The 25,655-nt window shown below is 38.4% G+C and carries 27 protein-coding genes and 1 riboswitch; of the genes, 25 read left to right on the forward strand and 2 right to left on the reverse strand.

Annotated elements, in window-relative coordinates:
* Positions 1 to 21: 21 nt before the first annotated feature.
* The 5 genes from IGL49_RS06005 (at position 22) to IGL49_RS06025 (ending at position 4,730) form a co-directional block, all read left to right on the forward strand.
* Positions 22 to 816 (forward strand): segregation/condensation protein A, encoded by a 795-nt coding sequence (locus tag IGL49_RS06005; RefSeq protein ID WP_104854813.1) that lies wholly within the window; start codon positions 22 to 24, stop codon positions 814 to 816.
* Positions 813 to 1,418: an SMC-Scp complex subunit ScpB gene (gene scpB / locus IGL49_RS06010; protein ID WP_002357625.1), complete on the forward strand. Its 606-nt coding sequence runs from the start codon at positions 813 to 815 to the stop codon at positions 1,416 to 1,418. Before IGL49_RS06005 ends, scpB begins: the two co-directional genes overlap by 4 nt.
* 3 nt (positions 1,419 to 1,421) lie before the next feature.
* Positions 1,422 to 2,138, forward strand: coding sequence for a pseudouridine synthase (locus IGL49_RS06015; protein WP_104854814.1), 717 nt, complete (start codon positions 1,422 to 1,424; stop codon positions 2,136 to 2,138).
* A 148-nt stretch (positions 2,139 to 2,286) separates the two neighbouring features.
* Positions 2,287 to 2,406, forward strand: a riboswitch (FMN riboswitch).
* 71 nt (positions 2,407 to 2,477) lie between these two features.
* Complete coding sequence (locus IGL49_RS06020; protein ID WP_162782474.1) at positions 2,478 to 3,143, forward strand: ECF transporter S component; 666 nt, start codon at positions 2,478 to 2,480, stop codon at positions 3,141 to 3,143.
* A 255-nt stretch (positions 3,144 to 3,398) separates the two neighbouring features.
* Complete coding sequence (locus IGL49_RS06025) at positions 3,399 to 4,730, forward strand: zinc ribbon domain-containing protein (protein ID WP_164982887.1); 1,332 nt, start codon at positions 3,399 to 3,401, stop codon at positions 4,728 to 4,730.
* A gap of 22 nt (positions 4,731 to 4,752) precedes the next feature.
* Here IGL49_RS06025 and IGL49_RS06030 read toward each other — a convergent pair whose 3' ends face one another.
* A complete protein-coding gene (locus IGL49_RS06030; protein ID WP_002357617.1) occupies positions 4,753 to 4,971 on the reverse strand; it encodes a ferredoxin in 219 nt (72 codons plus the stop codon).
* Between the two features lie 35 nt (positions 4,972 to 5,006).
* Between IGL49_RS06030 and IGL49_RS06035 the strand changes: the two genes are divergently transcribed.
* From IGL49_RS06035 to IGL49_RS06080, 10 genes are all read left to right on the forward strand, one after another.
* Positions 5,007 to 6,041, forward strand: a complete 1,035-nt coding sequence (locus IGL49_RS06035; RefSeq protein ID WP_104854817.1) for a helix-turn-helix domain-containing protein — start codon at positions 5,007 to 5,009, stop codon at positions 6,039 to 6,041.
* Entirely contained in the window at positions 6,042 to 7,484 is a 1,443-nt protein-coding gene (locus IGL49_RS06040) for a RecQ family ATP-dependent DNA helicase (RefSeq protein WP_104854818.1), read from the forward strand.
* Between the two features lie 75 nt (positions 7,485 to 7,559).
* Entirely contained in the window at positions 7,560 to 8,201 is a 642-nt protein-coding gene (locus IGL49_RS06045) for a LysM peptidoglycan-binding domain-containing protein (RefSeq protein ID WP_104854819.1), read from the forward strand.
* Between the two features lie 236 nt (positions 8,202 to 8,437).
* On the forward strand, positions 8,438 to 9,118 hold the full coding sequence (gene cmk / locus IGL49_RS06050; protein ID WP_002357612.1) for a (d)CMP kinase: 681 nt from the start codon (positions 8,438 to 8,440) through the stop codon (positions 9,116 to 9,118).
* Positions 9,119 to 9,231: 113 nt separating this feature from the next.
* On the forward strand, positions 9,232 to 10,443 hold the full coding sequence (rpsA, locus tag IGL49_RS06055; protein WP_104858209.1) for a 30S ribosomal protein S1: 1,212 nt from the start codon (positions 9,232 to 9,234) through the stop codon (positions 10,441 to 10,443).
* A gap of 173 nt (positions 10,444 to 10,616) precedes the next feature.
* Positions 10,617 to 11,927 (forward strand): ribosome biogenesis GTPase Der, encoded by a 1,311-nt coding sequence (gene der, locus IGL49_RS06060; RefSeq protein ID WP_002360340.1) that lies wholly within the window; start codon positions 10,617 to 10,619, stop codon positions 11,925 to 11,927.
* A 247-nt stretch (positions 11,928 to 12,174) separates the two neighbouring features.
* A complete protein-coding gene (locus IGL49_RS06065; RefSeq protein WP_002357604.1) occupies positions 12,175 to 12,450 on the forward strand; it encodes an HU family DNA-binding protein in 276 nt (91 codons plus the stop codon).
* Between the two features lie 231 nt (positions 12,451 to 12,681).
* Positions 12,682 to 13,722: a hypothetical protein gene (locus tag IGL49_RS06070; RefSeq protein WP_104854821.1), complete on the forward strand. Its 1,041-nt coding sequence runs from the start codon at positions 12,682 to 12,684 to the stop codon at positions 13,720 to 13,722.
* 9 nt (positions 13,723 to 13,731) lie between these two features.
* The gene (locus IGL49_RS06075) at positions 13,732 to 14,988 is read left to right on the forward strand and encodes a tetratricopeptide repeat protein (protein ID WP_164982862.1); all 1,257 of its coding nucleotides are present in this window, start codon (positions 13,732 to 13,734) and stop codon (positions 14,986 to 14,988) included.
* A gap of 9 nt (positions 14,989 to 14,997) precedes the next feature.
* The gene (locus IGL49_RS06080) at positions 14,998 to 15,537 is read left to right on the forward strand and encodes a ReoY family proteolytic degradation factor (RefSeq protein WP_104854822.1); all 540 of its coding nucleotides are present in this window, start codon (positions 14,998 to 15,000) and stop codon (positions 15,535 to 15,537) included.
* A 37-nt stretch (positions 15,538 to 15,574) separates the two neighbouring features.
* On the opposite strand, the gene IGL49_RS06085 is transcribed toward IGL49_RS06080, so the two are convergent.
* Entirely contained in the window at positions 15,575 to 16,459 is an 885-nt protein-coding gene (locus tag IGL49_RS06085; protein WP_002357595.1) for a YitT family protein, read from the reverse strand.
* A gap of 123 nt (positions 16,460 to 16,582) precedes the next feature.
* Here IGL49_RS06085 and IGL49_RS06090 point away from each other — a divergent pair, with 123 nt between their 5' ends.
* The 10 genes from IGL49_RS06090 (at position 16,583) to IGL49_RS06135 (ending at position 25,652) form a co-directional block, all read left to right on the forward strand.
* The gene (locus IGL49_RS06090; protein ID WP_002363944.1) at positions 16,583 to 16,933 is read left to right on the forward strand and encodes a nucleotide pyrophosphohydrolase; all 351 of its coding nucleotides are present in this window, start codon (positions 16,583 to 16,585) and stop codon (positions 16,931 to 16,933) included.
* The gene (dapB, locus tag IGL49_RS06095) at positions 16,926 to 17,705 is read left to right on the forward strand and encodes a 4-hydroxy-tetrahydrodipicolinate reductase (RefSeq protein ID WP_104854823.1); all 780 of its coding nucleotides are present in this window, start codon (positions 16,926 to 16,928) and stop codon (positions 17,703 to 17,705) included. The genes IGL49_RS06090 and dapB overlap by 8 nt, the downstream gene beginning before the upstream one ends.
* A complete protein-coding gene (locus tag IGL49_RS06100) occupies positions 17,702 to 18,922 on the forward strand; it encodes a CCA tRNA nucleotidyltransferase (RefSeq protein WP_104854824.1) in 1,221 nt (406 codons plus the stop codon). Before dapB ends, IGL49_RS06100 begins: the two co-directional genes overlap by 4 nt.
* The gene (locus IGL49_RS06105) at positions 18,922 to 19,296 is read left to right on the forward strand and encodes a thioesterase family protein (RefSeq protein ID WP_002361804.1); all 375 of its coding nucleotides are present in this window, start codon (positions 18,922 to 18,924) and stop codon (positions 19,294 to 19,296) included. The genes IGL49_RS06100 and IGL49_RS06105 overlap by 1 nt, the downstream gene beginning before the upstream one ends.
* Positions 19,297 to 19,385: 89 nt before the next feature.
* Positions 19,386 to 19,841 (forward strand): hypothetical protein, encoded by a 456-nt coding sequence (locus IGL49_RS06110; protein WP_002357586.1) that lies wholly within the window; start codon positions 19,386 to 19,388, stop codon positions 19,839 to 19,841.
* Between the two features lie 488 nt (positions 19,842 to 20,329).
* The gene (gene aroE / locus IGL49_RS06115) at positions 20,330 to 21,196 is read left to right on the forward strand and encodes a shikimate dehydrogenase (protein ID WP_104854825.1); all 867 of its coding nucleotides are present in this window, start codon (positions 20,330 to 20,332) and stop codon (positions 21,194 to 21,196) included.
* Positions 21,197 to 21,232: 36 nt separating this feature from the next.
* Positions 21,233 to 22,258, forward strand: coding sequence for a 3-deoxy-7-phosphoheptulonate synthase (aroF, locus tag IGL49_RS06120; RefSeq protein WP_002363948.1), 1,026 nt, complete (start codon positions 21,233 to 21,235; stop codon positions 22,256 to 22,258).
* Between the two features lie 22 nt (positions 22,259 to 22,280).
* Positions 22,281 to 23,357 (forward strand): 3-dehydroquinate synthase, encoded by a 1,077-nt coding sequence (gene aroB, locus IGL49_RS06125; protein ID WP_033595195.1) that lies wholly within the window; start codon positions 22,281 to 22,283, stop codon positions 23,355 to 23,357.
* A gap of 1 nt (position 23,358) precedes the next feature.
* Positions 23,359 to 24,525 (forward strand): chorismate synthase, encoded by a 1,167-nt coding sequence (gene aroC / locus IGL49_RS06130; RefSeq protein WP_002357582.1) that lies wholly within the window; start codon positions 23,359 to 23,361, stop codon positions 24,523 to 24,525.
* A 32-nt stretch (positions 24,526 to 24,557) separates the two neighbouring features.
* The gene (locus IGL49_RS06135; RefSeq protein WP_104854826.1) at positions 24,558 to 25,652 is read left to right on the forward strand and encodes a prephenate dehydrogenase; all 1,095 of its coding nucleotides are present in this window, start codon (positions 24,558 to 24,560) and stop codon (positions 25,650 to 25,652) included.
* The last annotated feature ends 3 nt before the right edge of the window (positions 25,653 to 25,655 follow it).

The raw sequence follows: 25,655 nt of genomic DNA on the forward strand, positions 1-25,655 counted from the left end.
GAAGTCGAGAAAAGAAAGTAGGTGTCGTTTTTGCAAGAAATTAATTTAAAACTAGATGTTTTTGAAGGACCACTGGATCTTCTACTACATTTAATTCAAAAATTAGAAATCGATATCTATGACATTCCCATTACAGCAGTAACTGAACAATACATGTCTTATATTCATGCGATGCAAACCTTAGAGTTAGAAGTCGCTGGAGAATATCTAGTCATGGCTGCCACCTTAATGGCTATTAAAAGTCAGATGTTGCTTCCAAAACAAGAGCTTGAAATCATTGATGATGAAGATTTTTTTGAAGAGGAAGACCCACGGGAAGCTTTAGTAGCTCAGTTATTGGAGTATCGGAAATTTAAATATGCAGCGACTGTTTTACACGAAAAAGAAGAAGAACGTAAACTCTATTATACAAAAGAACCAATGGATATGGATGATTATAAAGAGGAAGATACAACACTACCGCCTAATCAAATTAATACAATTGATTTATTTCTAGCCTTTCACGCCATGTTAGAAAAGAAAAAAAATCGCCAGCCTGTTGAAACAACTGTGGCCAGTGACGATGTTTCCATCGAAGAAAAAATCACCGCTATTTCAGAACGTATGCGTCAAGTACAGCGAGGGAAGGCAGTGTCATTTGATTCTTTCTTCGATTCTTATTCCAAACAAGAAATTGTGACAACGTTCATGGCTCTTTTAGAATTAATGAAAACGGGCGTGATTTATGCTGAACAAGAAAACAATTATAGTGAAATTTTGTTATTTAATACAGAAACCCAGCAGGAAGATACAACAGAGGTGGAGGAAACACAGTGACATTAGTTAGTCAAATTGAAGCAATTTTATTTGTGGTTGGCGAAGAAGGAATTGGCTTGGAAGAGCTTGCGTACTTATTAGAGAAGTCAACAGCAAAAACCTATGAAGAGTTAACGAAATTGAAAGAACATTATGCTTCTGACAATAAATCGGCATTGAATATTTTAGAAGTCGGCAATCATTTTGTCTTAACAACTAAGAAAAAATATGCCTCATTACTGAAAAAATATGCGCAATCGCCTATGTCGAATGCTTTATCACAGGCGGCGCTAGAAACATTATCCATTATTGCTTATAAGCAACCAATTTCTCGTATTGAAATTGATGAAATTCGTGGCGTACAGACTTCTGGCTCTATCCAAAAGTTAGTTGCCCGTCAGTTGATAGAAGAAAAAGGCCGCGTAGATGGTCCTGGTAGAGCAATTTTGTATGGCACAACGAAGTATTTTATGGATTACTTTGGATTGAAAAGTTTAGATGAATTACCAGATATCCAACAAATGGAAGATGAGTTAGAAGAAGAACTACCAATGGATCTATTTTTTGATCGTTATCAAGAAACGAACCCAATGTCTGAAACAACAGAAGGCGAGGAAGCTTAAACAATGGAAAGATTACAAAAAGCAATTGCTCATGCTGGAGTGACTTCGCGTCGCAAAGCAGAGGAATTAATTGTCAAAGGTCGCGTAAAGGTCAATGGCCAAGTGGTCAAAGAATTAGGAACGCAAGTTAGTAAACAAGATACCGTTGAGGTTGATGGTGTGCCAATTTATCAAGAAGAATATGGTTATTATTTATTCTATAAACCAAGAGGGGTCATCTCTGCGGTGTCTGACGATAAAGGCCGCAAAGTAGTGACGGATTATTTTACAGATGTTACTGAACGAATTTATCCAGTCGGTCGTCTGGATTATGATACTTCTGGATTGTTACTTTTAACGAATGATGGAAGTTTTTCACAAAAATTAACCCACCCTAAACATGAAGTAGATAAAGTCTACGTAGCAAAAATTAAAGGTGTACCAACCAAGCGTGATCTATTACCACTAGCCAAAGGCATTCGCATTGATGGCAAACGCACAGCACCAGCCAATTTTCAAATTCTTTCGGCGGATACTAAAACAGGTAGCAGTGTCGTGGAATTAACGATTCATGAAGGACGTAATCATCAAGTAAAGAAAATGTTTCAAGCCGTTGGTTTCCCTGTTCAAAAATTAAAACGTGAACGTTACGGTGAGTTGACTTTACAAGGATTGCGACCAGGGCAATATCGTGATTTAACTAAAAAAGAAATCAGTCAATTATTGAATCAAGCCAAATAAGATAAAATGATCCCGATCTCTTCGCGCTTATGGCGGAGGGATTTTTTTTAGAAACGAAAGAAGCAATGGAATTTGATAAAAAAACTTAGTTAGTTGCATTCATTGCTCAAATCGGTTACACTAAGTAAGTAAAAAAATATAATACAAGGTTCGTCTTCAGGGGCAGGGTGTAATTCCCGACCGGTGGTTATAGTCCACGACTCGTTTTTAACGATTGAATTGGTGTAATTCCAATACCGACAGTATAGTCTGGATAAAGAAGATAGGGCTTATTTGAGACGCTTTTTCATCAGATAATCCTACTCTATTTTTCCCTGCAGAAAAATAGAGTTTTTTTGTATGACAAAGAAGCGAATCAAAAAGTTCGTTGAAGATGGGTCCTTAATTGGAGGATTTCAGATGAACAACAAGGTACAAAAAATGGTTAGCATTGCAATGTTGGCCGCAATCGGTACAGTATTACAATTTGTGGCATTTCCGATTATGCCGGCGTTTAGTTTTTTGAAAATCGATTTTAGCGATATTCCGATTCTACTCGGGATGTTCTTGTACGGACCGTTAGCAGGAGTAATTACTGCTTTTGTTCGTTCGTTGCTACACTTATTCTTAACCGGACTAGCGCCGCAAAATATGGTGGGAGATTTTGCTAGCTTTTTAGCAAGTAGTATCTTCACCTTGCCAATATTTTACTTCTTTGGTAAAAAGAAAAATGTCCGTACAAATCGGATGATGGGCCTAGTAAGTGGGATCTTAGCCTTGACGATTTTCATGAGTATTGCGAATTATTTTGTCATTACACCAATTTACTTACAATTATATGGGGTGACCACACAACAATTTTTAGGAACATCTTTAGCAAGTTATGTGGCGATTGGTATTGTGCCCTTCAACCTTATTAAAGGCCTCTTAGTCAGTGGTGTTTTTCTAGTGCTACATGCGAAGTTATTGCCATGGCTATCAAAAAAACAACATACTATTCAGAAAAAAACACCGTTAACAAAATAAATGATAAAAAACCTGCTGTTGAACAATGTTTGACAGTGGGTTTTTAAAATTTACGCCCAAAAGAAAAGAAGTTGTCACAATCTGTCATCATTCTGTTAAAAAATACTAAACCATCTGCATTGTAATTTTAACTTTCCCTTGGTATGATAGAAACCATCAAAGAAAGAGGAGTTTTCCTGAGTGAAAAAGTGTAAAAATTGTCGTCACGTGAATCGTGATACGGAGTCCTTTTGTGAAGAATGCGGCGCTCCGCTAATGAATGAATCGATGCATCAAGAGGAAAACCAAGCACAACCATCAATGAATAAAGGGAACGAATCTACTCCTCTCAGATCAAAAAGAAGCTGGATCTGGGTGTTTCTTTTTGTGGTCATCGTTCTTGGAGTGGGTGGTTATTTTCTCGGGACGCATTATTTTTCTAAGGAACAACAAATTTCTCATTTTATTAAAGCGATTGAGAATGGTGATGCCCAAGAATTAAGTAAAAAAATGAGGACGAACGAGTCTGAATTTCAAGTGAATCCGCAAAGCATCAAACCTTTAATCACTTATTATCAAAAAAATCCAACTGAGCTAAAAAAATTAGAAAAAGCGCTATTAAAGGATAAAAAGCTACATGGTTTAACTATTCGTGAAACGAGTCAAACAGCATTTTTCTTCCACCGTTATCAATTCATTTTAACGCCTGTTTCTGTTCAGTTAACGACGAATCAGCGTGGTGTGACGCTGGCAATGAACGGGCGGGAAGTGGGCACTTCCGACTCAACCACTTATCAAAAGGAATTGGGGCCCTTAGCGCCAGGACAATATACCTTTACAGCCACAGTGAAAGATAGCACCGGCGAACCTGTTATCACAGAAGAGGATCGTTTATTAGAAGAGGAAAATTATATTTCTAGTATTCCTTTAGATTTTAAACGAATGAATTTTGTTGTGGAGAGCAATCTGCCAGACGCAGACATTTATATTAACGACCGGAAAGTTGGTACGCTAACGAATGGAAGCAAAACGATTGGCCCTTTGTTCTGGTCTAAAGGGATGACGATTCAACTTAAAAAGACGATTAATGGAGAAGAAATTCAAACATCAAAAGAAACGATTGGTGAAAATGATTTTGTCGAAGCGCTCTCCGATAATCCAACGCTACAATTGAACTTTCCGTTAGCTAGCGACTATGATGCCCGCAAAGCGCTAGAAACCTTTTATCAAGCATTTGCCAAACAAGTGAAAAGTCATACGGATAGTACAGAATTTGCTAAAAAATATCTCGTTGGTGGGGAAAATAATCCTCAATTTCCTTCTTTTATAGAAGTGCTTGAACGATTACGTGAAAAGAAATCGACCGATGTTTCACCAGATTTTGAAGTGACTATTAATACGCTACAATTGGATGGTAAAGAAAATTACCATGTTAATTATTATTTAGAAGCCAAAAATTCCAAAGCAAAAGACAATGGTCTTCGTTATGAATGGATTAATGGCTTAAATGATCAAATTCATTTAGTCAAAGAACCTCTAAAAGAGGGACGATTACAGTTTGTTTCGATAGATGAACAAACGCTTGCTTGGCTCGAAAAAATACTCTAAGTAAAAATGAGTGCTAAATTATTTAGCACTCATTTTTGCTTATTTCTATTGCACGCGTGGGACATTTGCGGTACGCTTTTAACACATTCTCGCGTTCATTTTCTGGAATAAATTGTTGTCGAGCATGCGGCTCGTCTTTAAAAAGGACAATTCCATGATCATCATAATCAAATATATTGGGCGCATAAACTTGACAAAGTCCACAAGCAATACATTTTTCAGGAACTAAACGTGATTGCATAAACAGTGACACATCCTATCTAAAAGAGGTTTACTATGGAAGCAACTTTTATTTTAGCGTTATTATCTCACGGATACAAGGTACGTGCATCAACTTTGTATCATCTTTTAAAAGGCAAACGGACTAGCTCTGTTTTGATTTATGGTTTTTTATATGATTGTTTACGGTTCATTGGCTGGTGGCCAACGATTTCCGAACAAGCCTATTTTCAATTTCTTGAAAAACTTTCGAAGGCGAAACAAATTCAGTATCACAAAGAGACAAATGAGATTCAACTAACAAAAGAAGGGCAACTATTTTTAAAGGAGTACCATTTTTCGTTGCTGGATTATCCTGCAATTGATCTTTATCGTTTTGGCAGAAGTGATCAAGAAAGTTGGCAACTCATTCAATTTGCCGTGCAAGTGACTTCGTATTTATCGTTTGGGGAAAAAAAGTATATTCCACTTTTATCAACACCGATTCCGCAACTATATTTGAAACAATGGTTACAACAAGATAAGAAAGAGCAACGCATTCAATCAATCAAAGAAGAACTCTTGCGAGGGTTTGAGTCACTACCTGAAGCAGAAAGCGACTATTTGGTTGCGCAACTTTCTGGTTATCAGCAAACTGGCAAAGTTCCTCAGCAATTAACAAGCCAAAAAACAGCCCTTGAACAGCGTTTATGGCACACGCAAGCAGTTCATCATTTACTGCAGTTGATTATGTACGGAGGCAACTATCCTGCTCTACAAACGCTTGTTTGGCCGTATCTAGAAAAAAATCTAAATCAAAGTATGCAAGAAACCCAACGATTGTTAACGGAAGGCAAGACACTTCAAGAGATTGCTGAGCAGCGAAAAATAAAACCGAGTACCATTCATGACCATCTACTAGAGTTGGCCATTCAAGGGCAGTTGCAGGCGTCTGTTTATCTTGAAAAGGAGGCCATGCTCCAAAACTTGGCTCAAACAGAACAAGATCCGCGGTTGTGGGTGTATCGGGAGTGGCGAGCGCAAGAAGAGACGCTTTCTTATTTGGATTTCCGATTATATCAAATCCAACAAATTTGGCAAGAAAAGGAGTGAGTGTTGTTGACATTAGAACAAGAATTATTCACTCGATTTGGTTATGCAGCGTTTAAGCCTGGTCAAAAAGAAGTGATTACAAACTTACTTGACGGTATGAATACATTGGCTGTTTTACCAACAGGCACTGGCAAATCATTGTGCTATCAATTTGTGGGCCAGAAGTTAGAGGGACTAACGGTAATTGTTTCTCCCTTACTTTCGTTAATGGAAGATCAGGTACGTCAATTACAAAGACAAGGAATTAAAGGTGCGGTTGCCTTAAACAGTACGTTACAATATTCAGAAAAGCGTTATATTTTAGCGAAAATATTTCAGTACGATTATCTGTTTTTAAGCCCAGAAATGCTTTTGCAGCAGGAAGTGCTTTGTGTGTTACAACGCCAAAAAATTGCATTGTTTGTGGTGGATGAAGCTCATTGTGTCTATCAGTGGGGCGTCGATTTTCGCCCTGAATATAGCAAATTAGATCTGGTCCAAAAACAGCTAGACTTTCCTTTGACTTTGGCGTTAACTGCCACAGCGACACCCGTTGTACAGCACGCAATAATAAAACAATTATTTTCTCAAGGTAGCTATCAAGAAGTTCTTTCTTCAGTGAATCGAAAAAATATTGGCTTGTTCGTCAAGGAAACGTCAGAAAAAGAAGAAGTGTTACTAAATTACTTATCTAAAGTTGCTGGTAAAATCATTATCTATTGCGCCACGCGCAACAAAGCAGAACAAATTAGTCAACTTATTCAGGCAAAAACCAGTTTTAAAGTGGCCTATTATCATGGGGGCTTGGAGGCTAGTGAACGTAGTCGCTTGCAAGAACAATTTATTGATAATCAAATCGATATACTTTGTGCAACGAATGCTTTTGGGATGGGAATCGACAAACCTGACGTCCGTGGAGTGATTCATTTTGATTTGCCTGATAGCTTAGAAAATTACCTGCAAGAAATTGGGCGAGCGGGACGTGATGGCCAAAAAAGTTGGGCGCTATTATTATATAAAAAAGGGGATGAATTTATTCATCGGTTTTTCTTAGAAGAGACAAGAGCGAATCGAGCGACCTTAAAAACGCTGATTGAAGGAGAAAAACAAGCAGATTTGTTAGAAAATGCCACCGAGTTACAACAAAAATGGGTCCAAGGTTATTTAGCTAAGGATTATTCTTTTGAAGAGCTAGAGCATCGTTTAGAGGAGAAAGAAAAAGATCGTCAAGCGCAATTAAGAGGGATGCTGATGTATATTGAAACCACAACCTGTCGAAGAAGGTTGATTCAAACTTATTTTCAAGAACCGATTGTAAAACAATCCCCGGAAACTTGTTGTGATAATTGTGCGTTATTCTTTGACATTTACCAAGATTCAATAGTAAAATCGAACAAGACCAGCAATCAAAATGAAGAAGGTTGGCGTTCCAAATTTCTAAAATTATTTAAAGAACGTGATTAATTCATTTTTTTAGTCGGCAGTTGGCAAAAGCTATGATATAATAACAAGCGAGAGAAGTTTAGGAGGAAATTAGCAGTGAGTAAAAAGGACAAAAAGAAAAACCAAGCTCGTGAGCCATGGGAACAATCAATTTATGAACCTGATCAAAATGGTGGTGGTTCTCGTTTAGCAAAACGCCAACAGCAACGAGGAAATTCATTATTTCTAACTGTTTTAGTTATTTTGCTATTATTAATTATTGCCATTCCAATTGGGACTTTCTTATGGATGATGCAAGACAAGAAACCAAACGAAAGTGCTAGCAAAAATAGCCAGCCATCTTCTTCATTAGTCCAATCATCATCAAAAGAGAAGAAAAAAGAAAGTACGTCAAAATCAGTGGAAAGCTCAGACCCAGCAAGTAGCCAACCAGCTGAAAATACAGCACCTTCAAGTTCAGATGCTGCTGCACAGCAACAACAGGACCAACAAGCACAACAACAGCAAGAGCAGCAACAACAACAAGAAGCGCAAAATCAACAACAGCAAGCGCAACAACAGCAACAGCAACAGCAACAAGCACAGAACCAACAACCTGTTTATGATACCGTTCAAAGTGGCGAAGGGGCACGTCAAGTTGCCGAACGTAACGGAATGACATTAGAACAAATTTTAGCGTTAAATCCTGGGATTGATACATCTGTGTTTTATCCAGGACAACCATTACGTATTAAATAATCCAGAAAAAGAGGTTTGGACAGCACTTTCAAGGGTTAAACCGCGACGGATGATTACATGAGAATGCCAATAAGCAGAAATTTCCGAAAGATGTTTTGCGTCTTTCGAGGGATTTCGGCTTATTGCTTTTTCGTTAGAGACTCGTCATCAGTTTAAATCCAAGTTCTTTTCTTCCGATTTTAATATAAAAGAAGAAGCGCATTTTAAAGGATGCATATCAGTTAAGGAGTTTTTTCATGGGGAAAATCAGTATTGCTATTGACGGACCAGCTTCGTCAGGCAAAAGTACAGTTGCAAAAATTTTAGCAAAACAATTGAATTATGTGTATTGTGACACGGGTGCCATGTACCGAGCGATTACGTATCTGGCCTTGCAAAATCAAATCGATATTCAAGCGGAAGAGCCATTAGTAGCACTTTGTGTCAACCACACTATTTCTTTTCAGCAAGCAGAGAATGGCCAACGTGTTTTTATCGATGGCCATGAAGTGACCGAAGCGATTCGCCAGCCAGATGTAACGAATGCTGTTTCAGCTGTTTCAAAACATGCAAAAGTTAGAGAAGAAATGGTGGCGTTACAACAGAAAATTGGTCAAGCCGGCGGAGTTGTCATGGATGGTCGAGATATTGGTACTGCAGTTCTACCAAAGGCCGAAGTAAAGATATTCTTGGTGGCTAGCGTTGAAGAACGTGCCGAACGTCGTTTTAAAGAAAATCAAGAAAAAGGGATTGAGACGGATTTTGAAACCTTGAAGGCGGAGATTGAACGTCGGGATTATTTAGATTCAACCAGAGAAGTATCACCCCTTGTCCAAGCAAGTGATGCTGTGAAAATCGATACAACAGGGTTGACGATTGAAGAAGTCGTCGCCGCCATACAAAATGTGATTAAACAAAAAGGTTTTGAACTTTTTTAAAGAATTTTAAGAAAAATAGAAGAAATCGCTTTATTTTTTTACAAAAATCTCGTACTATGTAAGTATATATAGCTAAGTTTTGGAATTTTTGTTGGCATAGGAGGATAAGAGGCATGACAGATTTTGAAGACAAACAAGTAGCAAACAACGAAACAATGGAAGATGCAATGAACAGCGTTCAAGAAGTCAGTGTTGGCGATATTGTTAAAGGCGAAGTTTTAGCCATTGAAGACAAACAAGTGGTTGTCGGCATTGAAGGAGCGGGCGTTGAAGGCGTTGTTCCTGCAAAGGAATTATCGACTTTACCAGTTGAAGATGTACACGAACTTGTGAAAGTCGGTGATGTGTTAGATTTAGTTGTTATCACATCAATTGGCAAAGATAAAGAAAACGGCAGTTATTTACTGTCAAAACGCCGTTTAGATGCTAAAAAAGTTTGGGAAGAAATTGAACAAGATTTCCAAGCGGGCAAAGTAATCGAAGCACCTGTTACAAATGTTGTTAAAGGTGGTTTGGTTGTGGATGTCGGTGTTCGCGGATTTGTTCCTGCCTCAATGGTTGAAGATCATTTTGTTGCAGATTTTTCTGAATATAAAGGTCAAACACTAGCATTTAAAATTATTGAAATCGAACCTTCAGAAAACCGCTTAATTCTTTCACATAAAGCAGTTGTTGAAGCTGAAAAAGAATCGAAAAAAGAAGAATTACTTTCTTCCTTACATGACGGAGACATTGTTGAAGGAAAAGTAGCTCGTTTAACAGATTTTGGTGCATTCATTGATTTAGGTGGCGTGGATGGTTTAGTTCATGTTTCTGAAATTGCTCATCAGCATGTGGGCAAACCAAGTGATGCGTTAACTGTTGGCGAAGACGTTCAAGTAAAAATTCTTTCAATTAATCCAGAAGAAGGACGTATTTCTTTATCTATTAAAGAAACATTGCCTGGACCATGGACAGATATCGAAACAAAAGCGGCCGTTGGGACTGTTTTAGATGGAACAGTAAAACGTCTAACAAGCTTCGGTGCGTTTGTGGAAGTTTTCCCTGGTGTGGAAGGATTAGTGCATATTTCTCAAATTTCTCACAAGCATATTGCAACGCCTCATGAAGTTCTTCATGAAGGGGATCAAGTACAAGTGAAAGTTTTAGAAGTTAATCCAGAGGAACATCGTATTGCTTTAAGTATCAAAGCGTTAGAACCAAAACCTGAGTCTCAAGAAGAACCAAAAGAAGAACAGGAATATGAATTGCCTGAAGAAAATACTGGCTTTACCATGGGCGATATTTTAGGTGACGCTTTATCTGATGCGAAAGAAGAGGAATAACACGTTACTTTCTTGAAATTTATGAGTTTGATATAGCCGTAAACAGATCGGCTATGTCAAACTCATTTTTTCTTGAATTGGTTAGAAAATCAGCAGAAACTAAAACTTTTCTTGCACTTTAAGGTTTGATTAGGTAAACTAGTAAGGATTGAAATTCTCAAGGAGGGAATCAAATGGCAAATCCAACTATTGCGATTGTCGGTAGACCGAATGTCGGTAAATCGACTATTTTTAACCGCATTGCCGGTGAGCGTATCTCGATTGTAGAAGATACTCCTGGCGTAACACGCGACCGTATTTATACAACTGGAGAATGGTTAGGGCGTGAATTTAGTATTATTGATACAGGTGGGATTGATTTAGGTGACGAACCATTTATGGACCAAATCAAACACCAAGCAGAAATTGCGATTGATGAAGCAGATGTGATTATCTTTGTTGCTAGTGGCCGTGAAGGAATTACTGATGCAGATGAGTTAGTAGCAAAAATTTTATATCGTAGTAATAAACCAGTGATCTTAGCTGTTAATAAAGTTGACAATCCTGAAATGCGTAATGATATTTATGAATTTTATGCTTTAGGACTAGGGGATCCTTTCCCAGTTTCTGGTAGTCACGGTTTAGGCATTGGCGATGTGTTAGACGAAGCAGTTAAACATTTTCCTAACACTTCAGAAGAAGAGGACGAAGATACAATTAAATTTAGTTTGATCGGGCGTCCAAATGTCGGTAAATCATCATTGATTAATGCTATTCTTGGTGAAGATCGTGTGATTGTTTCAGATATTGAAGGAACAACGCGAGATGCAATCGATACGTATTTTGAATCTGAAGAAGGTCAAAAGTTCTTAATGATTGATACAGCTGGTATGCGTAAACGTGGGAAAGTATACGAATCAACTGAAAAATATAGCGTCATGCGCGCAATGCGGGCGATTGAACGCTCAGACATTGTTTTAATGGTCTTGAATGCAGAAGAAGGTATTCGGGAGCAAGACAAGCGTGTGGCGGGCTATGCCCATGAAGCAGGTCGCGGTATTATTATCGTGGTCAACAAATGGGATACAGTCAAAAAAGATACAAATACAATGCGTGATTTTGAAGCGGAAATTCGTGATGAATTCCAATATTTAGATTATGCACCCATTATTTTTGTGTCTGCATTAACCAAACAACGTTTAAACAAACTGCCTGAACTAATTGAAACAGTAAGTATGAATCAAAACTTACGGATTCCTTCAGCGTTGTTAAATGACGTTATAATGGATGCTGTAGCAATTAATCCGACACCAACCGATAAAGGAAAACGTTTGAAGATTTTTTATGCAACACAAGTGGCAGTCAAACCACCTACATTTGTTATTTTTGTCAACGAAGAAGAACTAATGCACTTTTCTTATGCCCGGTTTTTAGAAAATCAAATCAGAAAAGCATTTACGTTTGAGGGCACGCCGATTAAAATCATTCCGCGACGCCGAAAATAGTGCATTCTACCATACTTTTTTTAGATATTCAAATAAATTTATCAACTTTGAGAAAAAATGATTATTTTTTGAAAAAACTGGTTAAAATACACTAAAAACCTTGCTATTACAACTTTCTTATGCTATCTTGTTAACAGAATATTGAACCAGATCAATATTTGCTGTCTGTTTTTGGACCACTCAAAAATAGACGGAACTTTAGGTGTGTAAAAACATCGTATCTCTTATAGAGGAGGTGAAATGATCCATGGCAAATAAAGCAGAATTAATCGAAAACGTTGCATCTTCAACTGGTTTAACTAAAAAAGATGCTACTGCAGCAGTAGACGCTGTCTTTTCAACAATTCAAGAAACTCTTGCTAAAGGTGAAAAAGTTCAATTAATCGGTTTTGGTAACTTTGAAGTTCGCGAACGCGCAGCTCGTAAAGGACGTAACCCACAAACTGGACAAGAAATTCAAATCGCTGCAAGCAAAGTACCTGCATTCAAACCAGGTAAAGCATTGAAAGATGCAGTGAAATAAGACAGACAATTAGAACCCTTGGTTTCCAAGGGTTCTTTTTTTGAATCATACATACAAAATGTTATTTTAAGAGGTTCTTCTTAGTCAAAATAAGGAGATCTTGCTTTTTTGATAAAAAGAGAAAGATTTATGAATGAAAGACAAAAATAAGTTGTTGCTAGTAGCTGTTTTTTAGTGGTTATGCTAGACTTGGGGTAAAGGAAGAGGAAACAGTCTTAAGGTGGTGAATCAATGAAATACAACTATTCTAGAGGGCAAAACAAGGTCGCTATTATTTATGGAGAAACATTTGCTTCCGTCCTAAAAAAACGACCAGTAACGCCGGAATCAATTGTTGTTTTGGCGAATCAGCGTTACTATGATCTTTTTTCGGAGAAGATTAATTATGCCTTTGGGGAACAGTCGGGATTAAACTGGTACATTTGTCGCAATGATGTTCATTGCAATGACTTATCAGAATTAGAAAGTGTGTTACGTTTCTTAGCTGATTGGCCAGAAAATCAGGAGGTTTTATTGATTGGTTTGGGCAATGAAGGGGTACTACAATTAACCGCATTTTTGCACCAAGTAAGTAAGTGTTCTTCCAAATGTTGGCTGATGCCTGTATCTGTTCAAGCGTTACGCCAAGGACTTTTACCAAGTGTCACAATTCAGCAAGCACAGCATGCAACCATGCATATAGAAAATCATTCGGAAGAAATCTTGTTTGATAGTACCTTGACCAATAAAAAAGGTGCCGCCCCTTTAATTGATTTGCTCGTTTTTATTCGCGTGGGCCTTGTCTGTGATTATACTTATTTACAAATGCTGTACCAAACGTATCCAGATAAAAAACGGTTGAATCAAACGTCATTTAATGGTATTTTAGACGAGTTGTTATCTTTTTATGAACAAGCAGGGGAAAAAGTGGATCAATTTGGCCGAGTTTTTGAAGCGGCCTTTGCTACAACCGAAAACGGCCATTTGTTATCAGGGCCCATGAAACGATTATTGGGATTATTGTTACAAGTTTTATGGAGCCAGCAAGTCAATCACTTTGACTTTCAATTTAAAAATTTTATCGTTTGGTTTATTCGCTTAGGTTTTCCAGTGGCGTTTCCAAAAGAAATTTTAAGTGCTGATTACGCAGAACAAGTTTTGCTTCACACAGAAACACTAGGTCCTCCTATGGTGTTGGAAAAAATCGGTCAACTAGGAGCAGCTTTAAAGCCAACGCCCGATCAACTGTTAACAACGATTGAAAGATACCAAGAAATTTTAAAAGAGATTTGAGGGGAAATTATGTCATATAGTGAAAAAATGGTTCAAGCATTACAAGCTGAAAATTTAGCAGAAGCACAGTTGATGTTTGAAGAAGCATTAAAGAAAGATGATGAAAATACCTTAGCTGATTTAGGGGAAACGTTATTATCTTTAGGTTTTCTAGAAGAAGCCAAACAAATTTTCCAACAGTTGTTGGAACAATTTCCCGATGCAGATGGCTTAAACATTCCATTAGCAGAAATCGCCATTGAAAATAATGAAATAGATGACGCATTCATCTATTTAGAAAAAATTCCAGAAACTAGTGACAGTTATGTCCAAAGTCTCTTAGTCACTGCGGATTTGTACCAAGTTTTAGGGATTCCAGAAGTCAGCGAAGCGAAATTAAAAGAAGCAGCCAGTCTTATGCCAGAAGAGCCGTTAATTCAATTTGCTTTGGGAGAACTATATTTTACAAATGGTCAATTTGTCGAGGCTATCACTCGTTATCAAAGCATTGTGGAAAGTGGGACAGCGCAAATCTCTGCTATTTCCTTGAATGAACGCTTAGGAAGTAGTTACAGCATGTTAGGTGATTTTGAAGAAGCAGTTCCTTATTTGGAAGCCGCAGTCAAAGAAGAACAAACAGACGATCGTTTATTCCAGTTAGCTTTCACTTATTTACAGTTACATGAGAATCAAAAAGCCATTGCGTTGTTCCAGCAATTAAAAACACTAAACCCACATTATCAATCACTTTATCTATATTTAGCGGAAGCGCTCCAAGAAGAAGAGCAATTGGAGGAAGCAAAAGCGGTTATCGAAGAAGGAATTGCGGAAAATCCTTTCCAAGTAGAGTTATACCAATTTGCCTCTGAAAATGCCTATCGCTTACACGATATTGCTGGTGCTGAAAACTGGTTGTTAAAAGCTTTGGAATTAGGTGAGAAAACAGATGAAAGTCGTTTGACATTAAGTAATCTCTACATCACGGAAGAGCGTTTTGAGGAAGTAATTACTATCTTAAATGATTTAGAGGAAACGGATCATCCTTATGCTGAATGGAACTTAGCAAAAGCATACAACGAATTAGAAGACTTTGCCATCGCTAAAGTTCATTATGAACAAGCAGCGCAAGAATTGTCTCACGAACCAGAATTTCTAAAAGAGTATGCATTGTTCTTACGAGAAGAAGGCGAACTTGAAAAAGCGAAACACTTGTTGTACCACTATTTGGAACATGAACCTGGTGATGTAGATATGCAATCTGTGCTAGCAGATATGGAAGAAAGATAGGAATCGACGATGTTTGTTAGTTTAGCAGAAAAGAAAAAGTTTTTAACTTGGTTAGTGAATACAGTGCCTTTTGGTAGAAGAGAAGTATTGTGGATTTTAAATTACTTATTAACGCACGATGCGATTTTAAATAATGTTCATTTTGTTGAGAACGTAGAGAAAACCGATCGGGGGATTCGTGTGGTAGCAGATGGTTTAGGTAAGGAGCCGTTATTGCTTTTTATCCAAGCACAAGAATTTACAGATCCGGAACAAATTTTTCACGAGATTCGGATGAATTGGCGGAAAGCTCTTTATTTAGAATGTGTATTTCCAGAGGCTTGGCAAACGAGCCAGTATTTATCTGTTTTAGAAGATAATCCGTTTGCGCCTTGGAATGAACAAGTGGATCAGGAAGTTGCCAGATCGATTAATCAATACTTTAAGCAAGAAGAACAAACGCAACGAATGGCATTAATTAAAGCTCAAATTGATGATGCTTTAGAAACAGGCAACAAAGAAGCGTTTTTAGAATTATCCGATGAATTAAATCGTTTAAAACAACAATAAATAAAACCCAGCATTTTCAATAAATGCTGGGTTTTGTTTATTGTTTTAATTTAAAGCGCCGTTGTTTGCTGGGTTTTGCATAAGTAAAGCCTTCGCCAATTGCTTCATGTACGTTAATGATTGACACAAAGGCTTTTTCATCTATTTCATTAGCAATCCGCTTCACTTCCATTATTTCTCGAGGACTAACTACCGTGTAGAGAACCCGTTTTTCTACTTGTGAATAAGCACCTTCACCATTTAAATATGTTACTCCACGTTCTAAAGAGGCCATTAAACTTTGACCGATTTCTTCGGAATGATTGGAAACAATTAAAATTCCTTTCGCAGCATAGGCTCCATCGAGTACAGAATCAACAACACGACTGAAAACAAAGGACACAATTAAAGTATACATCATTCGTTTGACATCAATATAGGTCAACGAGAGAAGTAAGACTGCAACATCAAAAAGCAACAACGAGCGGCCCATGCTAATCCCAAAGTATTTTTCGAAAATGCGGGCAATGACGTCGGTCCCGCCAGTGGTTCCGCCTACGCGGTAAACAAGACCACTCCCGAATCCCGCGGCCAAACCAGCTAGGAGAGCAGCAATTAATAAATCATGATCTAAATTAATTTCAACAGGAAATTTTTGCCAAAACCACAAAAATACCGATAACGACACGGTACCAATTAGCGTATAATAGAGGGAACGTTTGCCTAAAATTTTACCACCAATTAATAAGAGCGGGATATTGATTAATAATGTCGTATATGCTGGGTTAAAATGAAATAAGGCTCTTAAAATTAAAGTAATCCCCGTGACACCACCTTCGGCCAGGTCATTGGCAATATTGAAAGTAACCAAACCAAAGGCATAGATACAGCTTCCTAATACAATAAATAACACATCTTTAAAATAAAATCTTTGTTCTTCCATTTAATCACGTCCTTTTACAGTATAAACTGTATCATTCTCTATATAAAACAACAAGTAGAACCTTTCCAGATAGCCAAGTTTTTGATAAAATGTAGGAGGTAGAGTAAGAAAGGTTGGGGTAAAATGTCAGAATCAGAACAACGTAGTTTGCAATCGATGCAAACAGAAGTTGATGATTATATTCAACAATTTAAAACAGGTTATTTTTCACCATTAGGACAAATGGCTCGTTTGACGGAAGAGGTCGGAGAATTAGCCCGTGAAGTCAATCATTATTATGGTGAAAAACAGAAAAAAGCAGACGAAAAACCAAAGACAGTATCAGAGGAACTTGGAGATGTCTTTTTTGTATTGATTAGCATGGCAAATTCTTTAGAGATTGATTTAACCGAAGTTTTTGAAGAAAATATGGCCAAATTTAACAAGCGGGATCGCTATCGCTTTGAAAGAAAGGATGGGAAAACACATGATTAAAATAATTGTCGCTGGGTTTAAAGGACGGATGGGCAGTACTGCTACACAAATGGTCTTAGAAACCGCAGACTTTGAATTAGTAGGTGTGTATGATCCTCATGAAGCACAAGAAACTGTTTCTTTCAATGATGAAACAGCAATTCCCGTTTTTCAGCGCTTAGAAGAAGTCTTAGCTGTCAAACCAGATGTTTGGATTGATTTTACGGTTCCTGAAGCCGCCTATCCAAATACGCGTTTTGCGTTGGCGCATGGTATGGCGCCTGTTGTTGGGACTACAGGCTTTACGGAGGAACAAATCAACGAATTGACAAACCTATCTCGAGAAAAAGCCACCGGCGGCTTAATTGCGCCAAACTTTGCAATTGGGGCAGTTTTAATGATGCAATTTGCCCAAAAAGCGGCACAGTATTTTCCAGATGTGGAAATCATTGAATTACATCATGATAACAAATTGGATGCACCGAGTGGAACGGCTATAAAAACTGCAGAAATGATTCAAAAAGTTCGGCCGGCAAAAAAACAAGGGAATCCGCAAGAGGTAGAATCAATACCAGGGGCACGCGGGGCTGATTTCGAGGGTCTGCGAATCCATAGTGTCCGCTTACCTGGGTTAGTGGCACACCAACAAGTCCAATTTGGCAGTGTAGGTGAAGGGCTCACTATTCGGCATGATTCTTATGATCGGCGTTCATTCATGACAGGAGTGGCGTTAGCTTGTCGGCAAGTGGTACAGAGAACTGAACTACTTTACGGATTGGAACAGATACTATGAAATTGACAACCATTCCAAACGAATTTAAAGAAGCCGCTCCCGTTATTCGTGAAATCAATGCACAGGGCTTTGAAGCGTATTTTGTCGGGGGCAGTGTCCGTGATGCTTTATTAAATAAACCAATCCATGATGTCGATATTGCGACAAGTGCCTATCCAGAAGAAATCAAGCAAATTTTTAAACGAACCGTTGATGTGGGCATCGAACATGGTACAGTCCTTGTATTAATGGAAGACCAACAGTATGAAGTAACAACTTTTCGTACCGAGTCAACGTATCAAGACTTTCGCCGACCAGATGAAGTCACCTTTGTTCGCTCCTTAAAAGAAGATTTAAAACGGCGAGATTTTACGATTAATGCCTTGGCGCTGGACAGCACAGGTGAAATCATTGATTTGTTTGATGGTATCGAAGATTTAACTAATCAAACCATTCGTGCAGTCGGTAATCCCCATGAGCGGTTTCATGAAGATGCTCTGCGGATGATGCGGGGCTTACGCTTTGCGAGTCAATTAGATTTTAAAATTGAAGAGAAAACCTTAGCCGCTATCGCTGAATTTCATCCTTTATTGGAAAAAATTTCAGTAGAACGCATTACGATTGAATTTGTAAAAATGCTTTTAGGGGTTAATCGACAAGGTGGCTTAGCTCCGTTTATTGAAACAGAATGCTATCAATATTGTCCCAAATTACGAGAACAAGGGGCTGGACTTTTTCGTTTAATGGACTTGCCTGCTCGTCAAATTGAAACAGAAGCAGAAGCATGGACGTTACTTATCCAATCATTGAATTTACCAGAAGCAGAAATTCGCTCCTTTTTAAAAGCTTGGAAACTTTCCAATCAATTAATTCAAAACGTTTCACAATTAGTGCACGGTCTGCGTTTTCGCTTGAGTAACGACTGGCAGCCAATGATGCTTTATGAATTAGGCGAAGAAGCAGCAGTACTTGTTGAAAGGCTTTTATATTATTACCAACAAGAGAGTCAAGTACAAGTAACAAAAGAGTTAGTTAAGGCATTACCCATCCATCAAAGACAGGAATTGGCCATCACAGGAAAAGACCTTTTAGCCGTCTTAGAAGAAACACCAGGCAAATGGTTAGGGGAACTGATTGCTGAAATCGAGCAACACGTTGTTGAAGGTAGCTTAGAGAATAAACAAGAAGTTCTACTTTCGTTTGCCAAAAAACAACGTTCAAAAGGAGAGAAAGCATAATGCCAACAGAAATGTTTACAAAAGAATTTTTGGTGAAAGAATCACAAACGGCTAAAATGCTCGGTTCTGGTGACTTAGAAGTTTTAGGAACCCCTGCTTTAGCTGCTATGATTGAACAAACCGCCAAAGAAGCTGTAAAGGACCAATTATCAGTTGGGGAAACAACTGTCGGAACGGTGTTAGAATTGCGTCATTTATATCCATCCGCGGTAGGAGCGACAATCGTTGTTACGATGACCAGTATTGAACAGACTGCACACAAAATACGCTACGAATTTGTTGCTTATGAAGGAGAACGACAAATTGCCAAAGGTTCTCATCAACGTGCAGTAGTTGAGATTGATTCTTTTTTAAAAAGAATAACAAAAGATTAAGAACCTACAGCGAAAGTTTGTGACCGTTTATCAAAAGTATGGTAAACTAATGATGTAAGAAATTATTTTTAAGTAAGGAGATTTGTGCGATGGCTAGAGAAATGACAGGACTTAAATTTTATTTCAGAAATGGTGAAACTTGGACGATTGATCGTCGTTTTATTGGTGATTTATGGATCAAACATATTACAACAAGTTTTGGCCGTATCCATGGTAGTGAATTTGTTGAAATTCATCCATGTGAAGGGTTCAAAATTGAAATTTTCCAAGAAGGAGATCATGTTCAAACCCACGATATTAACTTAGGTGGCTTAGAATTAGGGATGTTCTCTCGTGCTTTAAAATATGAAGATATCGAACGTATGGAAATTCTTTACAAAAATGGCACACCAGATTTAGTTTACTTCCCTTACAAAGATAAAACAGATGAGGGCTTGGATAACATCTATCAATCTACAAAAGTCAGCGAAAAAACTAAAAACTTATACATTGTTATCGATCCAACACAAACAGTTGATGATGTATACGCTGAAGAATTAAAATAATTTTTGCCCCACAGGAATCAGTGAAATGACTGGTTCCTGTGGCTTTTTTGAGCCTTTTGACAAATAAAATAACATTGGTTTTAATGAAATAGTCAAAAAAATAAGCGAATAAGTGTTGACACATGTTTTTTCTAGCGGTATACTGTTAACAATTCTTAATTAAATCAGTTTTGGAGTGATTCTTATGACAACAACGAAGAAAAACCATACACAACTGAATAACTTTTACTTTAGCTATTTTAGATAGGTTTGTATTCATAACATTATGGGTACAGACAGCAAACGTTTGTATCTATAATGGCTAGGGAAATTTAAGATGACTTTCAGCCATGTAGATTTAAGAAAATCTATAGTGGCTTTTATATTGCTTTTTTGTAGGGTATTCACTGTAGATTTTTCTTAAAATTTACTGTGAATATCCTTTTTGTTTGGCCAAAAATTAGGATTTCAGAAACTTACTAAAAAAATTTCGTAAAGGAGCACACAGGATGAAAGAAATAACTGGAGCCACTCGTTTAGCTGGGCTATTCGCGAAACCCAGCCAACACAGTATTTCACCGTTGATTCATAATACAGCATTTCAAAATTTAGGAGTTGATGCTCGGTATCTGGCGTTTGACGTTGGACAAGAGACATTGCCACAAGCAATTGAAGCGATTCGAACGTTTCACATGTTAGGGGCCAACTTATCAATGCCCAATAAAGTGGCGGCTGTAAGTTATATGGATGAACTAAGTCCTACCGCTCAACTGGTTGGCGCAATTAATACGATTGTCAACAAAGATGGAAAACTTTACGGAGACAGCACGGATGGTACTGGTTTTATGTGGAGTTTGAAAGAGAAAAAAGTTGACGTTTTTCAGAATAAAATGACCATCTTAGGAACAGGTGGTGCAGCCTTATCAATCATTGCCCAAGCTGCTTTAGATGGCGTGAAAGAAATCGCCGTTTACAACAGGAAAAGCGCGGGGTTTAACGACAGTCAAAAAAAACTGGCAAATTTCTCTGAACAAACCAACTGTGTGATCCATTTAAATGATTTAGCGGATACTAAAAAACTAGCAAAAGATGTTGCTGAAAGCGTCTTGTTAGTTAATGCAACGAGTGTGGGGATGCATCCACATGCGCATAGTAGTCCTATAGAAAATTATGCAATGATTCAACCGAAGTTATTTGTGTATGATGCTATTTATAATCCCAGAGAAACACAGTTATTAAAAGAAGCCCGTTTACGTGGCGCAGAAACAAGCAACGGCTTGGACATGTTACTTTATCAAGGAGCTGCTGCTTTTGAACAATGGACAGGACAAAAAATGCCTGTATCAGTCGTGAAACGTAAAATTGAAAATAGATAAAAAGAGCGCCGTTTAAAGGCATGAGGAGAGAATATAATGATCGTAATTATGAAAGAAAATGCAACCGAAAAGCAAATGAAACAAGTCATTGATTTAGTAACAGGTGCAGGCTTAACTACTCAAACAAGTCAAGATAATGGAAAAACAGTGATAGGCTTGATTGGTGATACAGAAAAATTAGTTGAAGCAGAGTTAACAGCGTTAGAAGGAGTGGAGAAAAGTGTCCGCATTTCGTTGTCTTACAAACTAACGAGTCGTTTATTTCATCCAGAGAATACAGTGGTTGATGTGAACGGTGTTAAAATCGGTGACGGCAGTATGACCATGATGGCGGGCCCTTGTTCAATCGAAAGCTTAGATCAGATTCGTGAATGTGCGCGAATTGCTAAAGCTGGCGGTGCAACAATTTTACGAGGTGGTGCATTCAAACCTAGAACGTCGCCATACGCTTTCCAAGGACTAGAAGAAGAAGGACTAAAATACATTCGCCAAGCGGCTGATGAATTAGATATGCAAGTCATTACAGAAGTGATGGATGAAGCGAATTTAGAACTTGTCGCAAAATACAGTGACATTTTACAAATCGGTGCGCGCAACATGCAAAATTTCAAGTTATTACAAGCGGTTGGTAAAACTGGAAAACCTATTGGCTTAAAACGCGGGATTGCCGGTACGATTGATGAATGGCTAAACGCAGCTGAATACATTGCTGCGCAAGGGAATTTCAATGTGATCTTCATTGAACGTGGGATTCGTACGTACGAAACCGCTACGCGCAATACACTTGATTTAAGTGCGGTGCCTTTAATTAAAAAATTAAGTCATTTTCCAATTATTGTTGATCCGAGTCATGGTGTTGGTATCTGGGATTTAGTACCGCCAATGGCCCGAGCAGGTGTTGCTTCAGGTGCGGACGGCTTGATTGTAGAAATTCACCCAGATCCAGCGAATGCGTGGTCAGATGGGCCACAATCCTTGAATGAAAAAACTTACCTACGTATGATGAAAGAAGTTCATATCATCGAAAAAGCAATGAAAGAAATTAATGCTTTAGAAGATTAGTAAAGACAGAGGAGTAGAGGACATGAAATTAACCGTAACGTTACCTACACATTCATATGATTTAACCATCGAAACAGGTGCCTTAGATAAAATTGGCACCTGGGTACGTAGCCTGTGGCAGCCACAACGGGTAGCGATTATTACCGATGAAACGGTGAATAAATTATATGGCGCAGCTGTTGAGAAAGAATTGCAAGCTGCTGGTTTTGAAACATCATTGATTGCTGTAGCGGCAGGTGAACAAAGTAAGAGCCTCGAAACAGCTCAACTGCTTTATGATTTTTTAGCGGAACAGCAATTGACTCGAAGTGATGGTCTAATTGCTTTAGGTGGAGGCGTTGTGGGAGATCTAGCTGGATTTGTCGCTTCAACCTATATGCGCGGCATTCACTTTTTGCAAGTACCAACAACATTACTGGCACAAGTAGATAGTAGCATTGGAGGTAAAACAGCGGTTAATACTAAAAAAGCCAAAAATCTTGTCGGTACTTTTGCCCAACCAGATGGGGTTTTAATTGATCCTAATACACTTAAAACATTAGAACCTAGACGTGTGCGTGAAGGAATTGCAGAAATTGTAAAATCAGCAGCTATCGCTGATGTTGAATTGTGGCACCGTTTATCCTCTTTGGAAAATGAACAAGATTTAGTGGCACATGCAGAAGAAATTATCACGGCCTGTTGCAAGATTAAACGTGATGTTGTCGAAGAAGATGAATTAGATTTGGGCTTACGTTTGATTCTGAATTTTGGGCATACGATTGGCCACGCATTAGAAAATACAGCTGGTTACGGGGTGATTGCTCACGGTGAAGGCGTTTCTTTAGGAATGATTCAAATAACTCAAGTCGCAGAACAACGAGGGCTTTCCCCACTTGGGACTACCCAAGAGTTGGTCACCATGTTAGAAAAGTTCGATTTACCAGTAACGACAGATTGTTGGCCAGAAGAACGTCTCTATCAAGCAATTACACATGATAAAAAAACACGTGGGGGACAGATTAAAATCATTGTCTTAGAAAAAATTGGTCAAGCGAAAATTGTCTCTTTACCAACGGAAGAAATTCGAGCATTTTTAAACAGAGAAGGAGGAATTTAAGATGCGCTTTATTACAGCAGGCGAATCACATGGACCTGAATTAACTGCTATTATTGAAGGCTTACCAGCCGGCTTGCCTTTAAGTAGCGAAGAGATTAACCGAGAATTAGCAAGACGTCAAGGCGGTTACGGTCGTGGAGGACGGATGAAAATTGAAAAAGACCAAGTACGTATTACTTCGGGCATTCGGCATGGTAAAACACTTGGCTCACCAGTAACGTTGATTGTCGAAAACAAAGACTGGAAAAATTGGACCTCCGTGATGTCAGTAGAGCCAGTTCCTGAAAAACAAAAGAAAATCCGCCGCGTCAGCAAACCACGTCCAGGACATGCTGATTTAGTCGGTGGCATGAAATATCAACATGATGATTTACGGAATGTTTTAGAACGGTCTTCGGCACGAGAAACAACGATGCGCGTGGCGATTGGTGCGGTTGCTAAAAAACTCTTAGCTGAACTGGATATCCAAGTCGCTGGGCATGTCGCGGTATTAGGCGGGATTGAAGCTACGATTCCTGAAAATTTAACGATCCGTGAAATTCAAGAACGGTCTGAACAATCTGCCGTTCGCGTATTAGATCCTTCCGTAGAAGAAAAAATGAAAGAACTAATTGATCAAACCAAGAAAAATGGCGATACAATTGGTGGGGTAGTCGAAGTACTCGTAGGCGGCGTTCCAGCTGGCTTAGGTAGCTATGTTCAATGGGATCGTAAACTAGATGCCAAAATTGCGCAAGCTGTTGTAAGCATCAATGCTTTTAAAGGTGCTGAGTTTGGCATTGGATTTGAAATGGCGCAACGCCCTGGTAGCCAAGTGATGGACGAGATTGTTTGGGACGAAAGTACAGGTTATACCAGAACTTCCAACAATTTAGGCGGTTTTGAAGGAGGAATGACCAACGGAATGCCAATCATCGTTCGTGGTGTCATGAAACCTATTCCAACCCTTTATAAACCATTACAAAGCGTTAATATTGATACAAAAGAGCCTTATAAAGCCAGCGTTGAGCGCTCTGATAGCACGGCGGTACCGGCCGCTAGCGTTGTTTGTGAAGCCGTTGTTGCAACGGAAGTAGCGAAGGCTATGCTCGAAAAATTTGATAGTGACTCATTTGAACAAATGAAAGAAGCAGTGAAACGTTATCGTCTATATACTCAAAACTTTTAATGGAAGAAAGTCGCAAGTATATGGAGGGAAAAATGAAGAAACGCATTTTAATCGTAGGATTAGGGCTAATCGGGAGTTCACTGGCTTTGTGTATCAAAAAAGGGCATCCCAACAGTGAGATTATCGGTTTCGATAATCAAGCGGAGTCAACTGAATTTGCTAAGAAAACGGGTCTAATTGATGAGATAGCTGAATCTTTAACAAGTGGGGCAAGACGAGCAGAGATTATTTTTCTTTGTTCTCCAGTTAAAGCAACTTTAGTACAACTAGAAGAATTAAACCAATTATCACTAGAAACTGCTCTGATCACAGATGTGGGTAGTACCAAGGTGGAAATTAATCAGTTAGCAACAAAGCTTAACATGAAAAATTTTATTGGTGGTCATCCAATGGCTGGTTCACATAAATCCGGCGTAACAGCCGCTGATGAACGTTTGTTTGAAAATGCCTACTATATTTTTACCGATGACCATGGCGAAAAAAACAAACAGATTCAGGAGTTACAAACGTTACTAAAAGGAACGCATGCGAAGTTTATTACGATGCCTGCACAGGAACATGATGAAATTACTGGTGCTCTAAGTCACTTGCCACATATTGTTGCCGCAGCTTTAGTGAATGAAAGTCAGCAATTGAATACAACTTATCCTAGAGCGCAGCAGCTAGCGGCTGGAGGATTCAGAGATATTACTCGAATTGCTTCCTCTGATGCAACGATGTGGACGGATATTTTATTAAGCAATCGCTTAGTATTATTGGACTTACTAGAAAATTGGCAAAAAGAGATGACTACTGTTTGCCAATGGTTAACAGAAAAAAACGCCCCAGCTATTCGTAATTTTTTTGATAAGGCCAGAGAAACACGCGCTCAGTTACCTATTCATAAAGAAGGCGCAATCCCAGCTTTCTATGATTTGTTTGTTGATGTACCAGATCAACCAGGAATCATTGCTGAAATTACGCAAATTTTAGGCGAAGCGGACCTTTCTCTTACAAATATTAAAATTTTAGAAACGAGAGAAGAAATCTATGGGATTCTTCAATTGTCTTTTAAAAATCAACCAGACTGCCAAGCTGCAAAACAAATTTTATCTAAAAAAACGAACTATACGTGTTACGAAAAATAAGAG

Source organism: Enterococcus sp. DIV1337a, assembly GCF_051712285.1.
In the GTDB taxonomy this organism is placed as follows: domain Bacteria; phylum Bacillota; class Bacilli; order Lactobacillales; family Enterococcaceae; genus Enterococcus; species Enterococcus faecalis.

Coding starts and splice junctions, on each gene's coding strand:
- IGL49_RS06015 (WP_104854814.1), top strand. CDS start 1,422: ATGGAAAGATTACAAAAAGCAATTGCTCATGCTGGAGTGACTTCGCGT.
- IGL49_RS06020 (WP_162782474.1), top strand. CDS start 2,478: ATGACAAAGAAGCGAATCAAAAAGTTCGTTGAAGATGGGTCCTTAATT.
- IGL49_RS06025 (WP_164982887.1), top strand. CDS start 3,399: ATGAATGAATCGATGCATCAAGAGGAAAACCAAGCACAACCATCAATG.
- IGL49_RS06030 (WP_002357617.1), bottom strand. CDS start 4,971: ATGCAATCACGTTTAGTTCCTGAAAAATGTATTGCTTGTGGACTTTGT.
- IGL49_RS06035 (WP_104854817.1), top strand. CDS start 5,007: ATGGAAGCAACTTTTATTTTAGCGTTATTATCTCACGGATACAAGGTA.
- cmk (WP_002357612.1), top strand. CDS start 8,438: ATGGGGAAAATCAGTATTGCTATTGACGGACCAGCTTCGTCAGGCAAA.
- rpsA (WP_104858209.1), top strand. CDS start 9,232: ATGACAGATTTTGAAGACAAACAAGTAGCAAACAACGAAACAATGGAA.
- der (WP_002360340.1), top strand. CDS start 10,617: ATGGCAAATCCAACTATTGCGATTGTCGGTAGACCGAATGTCGGTAAA.
- IGL49_RS06065 (WP_002357604.1), top strand. CDS start 12,175: ATGGCAAATAAAGCAGAATTAATCGAAAACGTTGCATCTTCAACTGGT.
- IGL49_RS06070 (WP_104854821.1), top strand. CDS start 12,682: ATGAAATACAACTATTCTAGAGGGCAAAACAAGGTCGCTATTATTTAT.
- IGL49_RS06075 (WP_164982862.1), top strand. CDS start 13,732: ATGTCATATAGTGAAAAAATGGTTCAAGCATTACAAGCTGAAAATTTA.
- IGL49_RS06080 (WP_104854822.1), top strand. CDS start 14,998: ATGTTTGTTAGTTTAGCAGAAAAGAAAAAGTTTTTAACTTGGTTAGTG.
- IGL49_RS06085 (WP_002357595.1), bottom strand. CDS start 16,459: ATGGAAGAACAAAGATTTTATTTTAAAGATGTGTTATTTATTGTATTA.
- IGL49_RS06090 (WP_002363944.1), top strand. CDS start 16,583: ATGTCAGAATCAGAACAACGTAGTTTGCAATCGATGCAAACAGAAGTT.
- dapB (WP_104854823.1), top strand. CDS start 16,926: ATGATTAAAATAATTGTCGCTGGGTTTAAAGGACGGATGGGCAGTACT.
- IGL49_RS06100 (WP_104854824.1), top strand. CDS start 17,702: ATGAAATTGACAACCATTCCAAACGAATTTAAAGAAGCCGCTCCCGTT.
- IGL49_RS06105 (WP_002361804.1), top strand. CDS start 18,922: ATGCCAACAGAAATGTTTACAAAAGAATTTTTGGTGAAAGAATCACAA.
- IGL49_RS06110 (WP_002357586.1), top strand. CDS start 19,386: ATGGCTAGAGAAATGACAGGACTTAAATTTTATTTCAGAAATGGTGAA.
- aroE (WP_104854825.1), top strand. CDS start 20,330: ATGAAAGAAATAACTGGAGCCACTCGTTTAGCTGGGCTATTCGCGAAA.
- aroF (WP_002363948.1), top strand. CDS start 21,233: ATGATCGTAATTATGAAAGAAAATGCAACCGAAAAGCAAATGAAACAA.
- aroB (WP_033595195.1), top strand. CDS start 22,281: ATGAAATTAACCGTAACGTTACCTACACATTCATATGATTTAACCATC.
- aroC (WP_002357582.1), top strand. CDS start 23,359: ATGCGCTTTATTACAGCAGGCGAATCACATGGACCTGAATTAACTGCT.
- IGL49_RS06135 (WP_104854826.1), top strand. CDS start 24,558: ATGAAGAAACGCATTTTAATCGTAGGATTAGGGCTAATCGGGAGTTCA.